The following is a 6,129-nucleotide window of genomic DNA, read 5'->3' on the forward strand; positions in this document are numbered from 1 at the left end:
GGTAGCGGCCCGGCCGGGCTTCCCAGGCGAGATGAACCAGGTGCGTCGGACGCGCCGCAGAGAGCGCGAGCCTGCGGCCGGCTTCGGTCAGCAGATCAGCCGCGTGCCACGTCACACCGGCCACCGCCGCTTGAGCTGAGCGCGCGATGCCATGGACCTCGAAGCCCCGACCGACCAGCGCGGGCAACAGCGCACGGCCGAGGAATCCTGACGCGCCCGTGACCAGGACCCGTTTCATGCGAGATGCGGCAGCGCGCGGTCGCGCGCGGACAGGATCGGATCAGGCAGCGGCCAGGCGATCGCCAGCGACGGATCGTCCCAGCGAATGCCGGAGGCGCCTTGCGCGTCATAGGGCACATCGATGCAATACATCAGCTCGGTCGCCTCGACGAGCGTCTGGAAGCCGTGCGCGCATCCGGCGGGGATGAACACGGCATTGCCGCGGTCGGCGGCGAGCTCGACCGAACACCATTGTCCATAGCTCGGCAGCGACCGGCGCAAATCGACGATCACGTCGAAGGCGCGGCCGGCAACGCACCGCACCAGCTTGGCCTCCGGCCGGCCGGCCTGGTAGTGCAGGCCCCGCAGGGTGCCGGCGCGTTCGTTGCGGGACAGGCTGTGTTGCGCGAAATGCGTCGGCAGGCCCTGCGCCGCGAACGCCTCGGTGTCGAACAGCCGGGCGAAGAATCCGCGCGCGTCGATCTCCGGTTCGATGCCGATTTCGACCACGCCTGCCAGAGCCAATGGAGTGAACTTCATCTCAGGCCCCCGCACCGCAATGCTGCGCACGCCGCCGTTGCGAACATCCGTTCACCGAAACGCCTTTTGGGTTGCATCATGCGCAACGTTGGCGGAATTTCCGTGGCTTGTGAGAATTCACTAACAGCCGCGGCACGACGGCACAACGGGACGATCCATTCATGGACAGGCATCGATGCCGCTTTTGCGCGCGGGAGCTCGACGAGACCTTCGTCGATCTCGGCCTGTCGCCTCTGGCGAATTCCTTCGTGCCGCCGGAGCAGGCTGACGCGACCGAACCGGCCCATCCGTTGCACGCCCGCGGCTGTCGCGCCTGCGGGCTGGTGCAGCTTCCGCAATTCGCGCCTGCGGCCAACATCTTCGACCAGTATCTCTACTATTCGTCCTATTCCGAAAGCTGGCTGCGTCATGCGGAGCGCTATGCCGCAGACATGATCGCCCGCGCCAAGCTCGGTACGGCGTCCGAGGTGATCGAGATCGCCAGCAATGACGGATATCTGCTGCAGTATTTTCAGCGCGCCGGCATCCGCGCGCTCGGGATTGAGCCGGCCAGCGGCCCTGCAGCGGCCGCCATCGCCAAGGGCATCCCGACCCGGACCAGCTATTTCGGCCGCGATGCCGCGACCGCGCTGCGCGACGAAGGCCACAGGCCCGAGCTGATCGTTGCCAACAACGTGCTGCCGCACGTCCCTGATATCAACGATTTCGTCGCGGGGCTGCGCATTCTCCTGCCCGACACCGGCCGCGCGACGCTGGAGCTTCCGCATCTGCTGCACCTGATCGAAGGCATCCAGTTCGACACGATCTATCACGAGCATCTGTCGTACTTCTCGCTCGCGACCCTCGAGACGGTTTTTCGCGCGCATGCCTTGCGCGTTTTCGATGTGGATGAATTGCCGACCCATGGCGGCTCGCTGCGTCTGCACGTTTGCACCGAAGCTGCGCCTCACAGCCCCTCGCCCGCGCTCGAGAGATTGCGTCAGCGTGAGGCCGTCGCAAGGCTCGACCGGCCCGCGACCTACAGTGATTTTCAGGCGAAGGTGGCGGCCAAGCGCGAGACGATCCGCGACTTTCTCATCGCGGCGCGGCGCGCGGGCAAGTCGGTGCTGGCCTATGGCGCGCCCGCGAAGGGCAACACGCTGCTCAATTATTGCGGCATCACGCGCGAGCTGATTGCCTTCACCGTGGACCGCAATCCGCACAAGCAGGGCCTGCTGCTTCCGGGAACGCATCTGCCGATCCGCGATCCCGCCGCCCTGATCGCGGGCAGACCCGATTACGTCTTCATCCTGCCCTGGAATCTCAAGGACGAGATCATCGCCCAGCTGGCGGAGGTTCGGGCCTGGGGCGGACAATTCGTGGTGCCCGCGCCCGATCTCACGATCATACCGTGAGCCATGGTTAACGATCAGGCGGCGATCGGAGCCGTGTAATCCGCGCGCAACGCGAAATAGGTTTCCAGCTCCGACAGCGCCCGCGCTTCCCAATCCTGCGCCTGCTCCAGCAGCGACCAGCTCTGGCCCGGGCGGAATGCAGCCGTCTGGCGATAGAGCGATGCGATGCCGCGGTAGCGGCGCACGTTCTCCAGGATGGCGTGACCATTGATTTGGCCGTTCATGTCCGAAAACTCCCTCGTCATTCCCGCGGGAGAAATTGCGGCCAAATCTTTTTCGAAAAGTTAGCGGCGCACGACAAGCTCGCGGATGGTTGCCGGACTGTTGCGCGCACGCAACGCGCAGCGTCACACCGGGACGATTTCGAGAGCGATTTATTGCGGATTCGTTGCCGCGCCCTCGCCCGGGGGCTTCAGCCCACCGCGGCTGATCATCCGCATCGTCTCGCGGCAGAGATCGGCAAGGCCGATCAGCAGCACGGCGAGCAGGCAGAACAGGTTGATGGAATCGGTATTTGCGTTGGACAGGGCGTTGAACTCGAAAAAGGGCGGAATGAACGCCCACCACACCAGTGGGATGGTGAACAACGCGGCAACCCCCGCCGCCGGCGTGCCCGCGACGATGCCGAGCACGAACAGGCCGGGCAGGAACGCTGCAAAATAGAGCTTTGCGCCGAGCGCGACGCAGATGCCCTGAAGCACAGCCGACACGGCGACAACGACGCATCCGAGCAGAAACGCCTGCCACGACCATGGCCGTACCCGCGGTACGCCAAACAGCCCCGCACGCCTCATCAGCCTCCCCCTGCCGCCCGTTAACCGGGCCCGCTTGAGACGAAAGTACTACAACTGCAAGCAAACCGCGAGATGGAAATCGCATCCCCAGGGGATTGGTAAACGAACCGCATCGCACAATTGCGGAGACAGGGACACTAGCTGGCATGCTCTTGTCCCGGACAAGCTGCAACGCGCATAGCGCGTTGCGGCGCAGAGCCGGGACCCGGAAGGCGACACGGCACGATGCGGCGAGATGGGCCCCGGCTCTGCAGCGCACCGCTGCACCGGACGATGCTTCGCATCGCCGGGGGGACGATGCGCTGCGTCCGGGGCACGAGAGCGGAGTGAAGCGCGCACCCTCTCCACATCGTCATTGCGAGCGAAGCGACTTGTCCGCCGAAGCCTCGGCGAAGGAGGAAGCAATCCAGAGTCTTTCCGCGGAGATATTCTGGATTGCTTCGTTGCAAGGGCTCCTCGCAATGACGGAGGATGAGGCGGCATCGCGATACTCCAGTCCACATCCCGGCTGCGATGCCGTAGGGTGGGCAAAGGCGCATAGCGCCGTGCCCACGACCTTTCAGATGCGGCGATAGATGCGTGGGCACGCTGCGCTTTGCCCACGCTACGAGATCGGGTTTGTGGCAGGCAGATCGAATCGCAGACACGCCTTCGCAGCCTCGCGACTTAATTCGCCCGAGCTTTGCTTCATCTCGCCACCCTCAAATCCAAGAGGGCACAGGGAAGGCCGGGTGCCAGCTCGCACCCGCGGTCTGCTGCGCGAAATGTAGCGCAAGAAGACCGCACAGCAGCATACAGGTGGTGCCGAACACTCGGCCTTCCCTGCGCGATGGTCGGACGGCTTATGCCGTGATCTCCCGGGAGCCGAACTTTCCTTTGGCCTCCCTCGCCCCGCGAATTGGATGATGCAGTCTGCCCGGTTGGGCTCGCTCGCATCTCCGCAAGAGCTTGACCGTGGCAACGACGGCCAGGACCACACGGTTTTGCCGTACGCACGGCCCGCCATTTCGCCGCAGTTTTTCCAGCCCTGTCGACAAAGCCGGAAACTTACAGGCGAGACGAACCTAGCAGCGCCGCTCGTCTGCACGAAGCCGAGGGCTCACAGGGACTACCCGCCCTGCCCGCGCCTCTCGTGCCGACGCTGCCGCGTCCACCGCAAGCCCGGCTCGCGATGCGTGACGACACAAGATCGCCCCTCTTGGTGAGCCGGGATGAGCGACACATACGACAAAACCGAATTTCGGTAAAGTGGAATATTTTTGCGCGGGTGGATTGACAGAGAGGCGACACAGAGCGACGCCCGTCCCGTCATCCTGAGGAGCTCCCCATGGGACGCAACGCGTCCCATGGGGAGCCTCGCGAAGGATGAACGGCCCCGATGCAGCCGGGCCGTCGCCCTTCGAGGCTCGCCGAAGAGGCGAGCGCCTCAGGGTGACGGTGATGGAGCCGTAGCCGGATGAGAGCCTCACTCCCTCTTTACCGCCGCCCCGTCCGCCATTGTCGTCACCCCCTTCCGCTCCACGATCAGCCCATAGGTCTGGGGCTGGCGGTGGACGTCGAAATTGAAGGTGGTGCGCTTGTAGGAATTGCAGAGATCGAGGTCGCAACGCGCCAGCGCGATCTCGTCGCCCTTGGTCGCGCATCGCGCGATGATCTCGCCGGAGGGCGCGATGATGCAGCTGCCGCCGATGTGGTCGACGCCTTCCTCGAGGCCGGCCTTGGCGACGCCGACCACGAAAGTGCCGTTCTGATAGGCGCCGGCCTGCATCACCAGATGGTTATGGAATAGCGAGAGATCGTCATGCTCGGGTGCGGGCGGATTGTGCACCGGCGTGTTGTAGCCGATCATCACCATCTCGACGCCCTGCAGGCCCATCACCCGATAGGTCTCGCTCCAGCGGCGGTCATTGCAGATCGCCATGCCCATCACGCCGCCGAAGGCGCTGGCGACATCGAAGCCGCTGCCGGGCTCGAAATAGCGCTTTTCCAGATGCTGAAATTTGCGCCACGGCTCGTGCTCGGCATGGCCGGGCAGATGGACCTTGCGATACTTCAAGGTGATCGTGCCGCTTTGGTCGACGAGAATGGACGTGTTGTAGCGCCTGACAATTCCGGCCTCGACCGTCAGCTCGGCATAGCCGAGGCAAAAGCCGATCCCGAGCTCGCGCGCCAGATCGAACAGCGCTTGCGTCTCGGCGCCCGGCATCTCGCGCTCGAAGAAGCTGTCGATCTCGGCCTGATCCTCAAAATACCAGCGCGGAAAAAACGTCGTCAGCGCGAGCTCGGGATAGACGATCAGGTCGCAGCCGCAAGCCTTCGCCTCGCGCATCAAGGCCATCAGCCGGGCCACCACCTCGGTCCTGGTCGCGGTCCTCGCGATCGGGCCAAGCTGGCCGGCTGCGACAGTCACAAATCTCGCCACGCGTCATTCCTTCATGTATGCGTCGGGCGTGAGCCTATCGAGCGGCGCACCGCGCGCACAGGCCGGTTCGCCCATCGTCATGACGAGACACAATCAAATTCCGTGCCTGTGGGTAACATCATGTGGGCTGGCGCGACCGCGCGCGAAAGATCCGGAACTTAGTTGCGAATATGCAACGGTTCCCCACCGTCTGAAGCCGGACAAAACAAACTCCCATTCCGGCCACGAACCGCTCTCACAAGGCCGTGAGACGATCAGGGGAACGACGATGCGCGCACAACGCGTTTGGAAAGTGAATGGGGACGCCAGCATCGGGCAGCTCCAATCGAAACTGGACGATCTGAACAAGCGCCTCGGTCAGCTCGAAAACCAGCATCCGGATAGCTGGACGCTCGAAGAGCTGAGAGCGAGCGCGCTCAGCCTGTCGCGCGAGATCGACGACATCCGCTGCGCCGAGGCGACGGCGGCCTTGAGCGAGCTGCTGCGGAAGTAGCCGGCGCTCGCGCGCGCAGGATGGGTCGAGCGAAGCGAAACCCATCGCGCCTGTCGAGGGAAGGTAGGTGATGGGTTTCGCAAGGGCTCTACCCATCCTGCGGACGCGACGATTGGTGTGTGCGAGGAACCAAGCCGCACCGCCCGCCATTTCCATGAGAGCATGGAGCAAGATCATGACCAGGCATCTGACGCGAACCCATCTCGCGCGCGGCGTCGCCGGCGCGGTGTCCACGCTGGTCCTGTGCGCGACGGCGGCCTTCGCCCT

Annotated in this window: 7 protein-coding genes; 2 read left to right on the forward strand and 5 right to left on the reverse strand. The window is 64.4% G+C overall.

The genetic code is table 11. From position 1 onward, the window contains the following. Positions 1 to 238, reverse strand: a 238-nt coding sequence (locus tag MOV74_RS28920; RefSeq protein ID WP_246930049.1) for an NAD-dependent epimerase/dehydratase family protein, incomplete at its 3' end; no start/stop codon positions are given. Then, positions 235 to 759 (reverse strand): dTDP-4-dehydrorhamnose 3,5-epimerase, encoded by a 525-nt coding sequence (gene rfbC, locus MOV74_RS28925; RefSeq protein ID WP_246930050.1) that lies wholly within the window; start codon positions 757 to 759, stop codon positions 235 to 237. The genes rfbC and MOV74_RS28920, both read right to left, overlap by 4 nt. Before the next feature lie 161 nt (positions 760 to 920). On the opposite strand from rfbC, the gene MOV74_RS28930 reads away from it, so the two are divergent. Beyond that, entirely contained in the window at positions 921 to 2,153 is a 1,233-nt protein-coding gene (locus MOV74_RS28930) for a class I SAM-dependent methyltransferase (RefSeq protein WP_246930051.1), read from the forward strand. Between the two features lie 14 nt (positions 2,154 to 2,167). On the opposite strand, the gene MOV74_RS28935 is transcribed toward MOV74_RS28930, so the two are convergent. From MOV74_RS28935 to MOV74_RS28945, 3 genes are all read right to left on the reverse strand, one after another. After that, positions 2,168 to 2,377 carry a hypothetical protein gene (locus MOV74_RS28935; protein ID WP_246930052.1) on the reverse strand — a complete coding sequence of 70 codons (210 nt, stop codon included), beginning with the start codon at positions 2,375 to 2,377 and terminating at the stop codon, positions 2,168 to 2,170. Positions 2,378 to 2,527: 150 nt separating this feature from the next. Then, complete coding sequence (locus MOV74_RS28940; protein ID WP_246930053.1) at positions 2,528 to 2,947, reverse strand: DUF4118 domain-containing protein; 420 nt, start codon at positions 2,945 to 2,947, stop codon at positions 2,528 to 2,530. A 1,465-nt stretch (positions 2,948 to 4,412) separates the two neighbouring features. Next, the gene (locus MOV74_RS28945; protein ID WP_246930055.1) at positions 4,413 to 5,369 is read right to left on the reverse strand and encodes an N-carbamoyl-D-amino-acid hydrolase; all 957 of its coding nucleotides are present in this window, start codon (positions 5,367 to 5,369) and stop codon (positions 4,413 to 4,415) included. A gap of 268 nt (positions 5,370 to 5,637) precedes the next feature. Between MOV74_RS28945 and MOV74_RS28950 the strand changes: the two genes are divergently transcribed. Next, entirely contained in the window at positions 5,638 to 5,862 is a 225-nt protein-coding gene (locus MOV74_RS28950; RefSeq protein ID WP_246930056.1) for a hypothetical protein, read from the forward strand. The last annotated feature ends 267 nt before the right edge of the window (positions 5,863 to 6,129 follow it).

Origin of the sequence: Bradyrhizobium sp. SHOUNA76 (assembly GCF_023006445.1) — a bacterium.
Taxonomy (GTDB): Bacteria; Pseudomonadota; Alphaproteobacteria; order Rhizobiales; family Xanthobacteraceae; genus Bradyrhizobium.

Bases quoted from the DNA above. Each gene is read 5' to 3' on its own strand.
- rfbC (WP_246930050.1), bottom strand. From the start codon at position 759: ATGAAGTTCACTCCATTGGCTCTGGCAGGCGTGGTCGAAATCGGCATC.
- MOV74_RS28930 (WP_246930051.1), top strand. From the start codon at position 921: ATGGACAGGCATCGATGCCGCTTTTGCGCGCGGGAGCTCGACGAGACC.
- MOV74_RS28935 (WP_246930052.1), bottom strand. From the start codon at position 2,377: ATGAACGGCCAAATCAATGGTCACGCCATCCTGGAGAACGTGCGCCGC.
- MOV74_RS28940 (WP_246930053.1), bottom strand. From the start codon at position 2,947: ATGAGGCGTGCGGGGCTGTTTGGCGTACCGCGGGTACGGCCATGGTCG.
- MOV74_RS28950 (WP_246930056.1), top strand. From the start codon at position 5,638: ATGCGCGCACAACGCGTTTGGAAAGTGAATGGGGACGCCAGCATCGGG.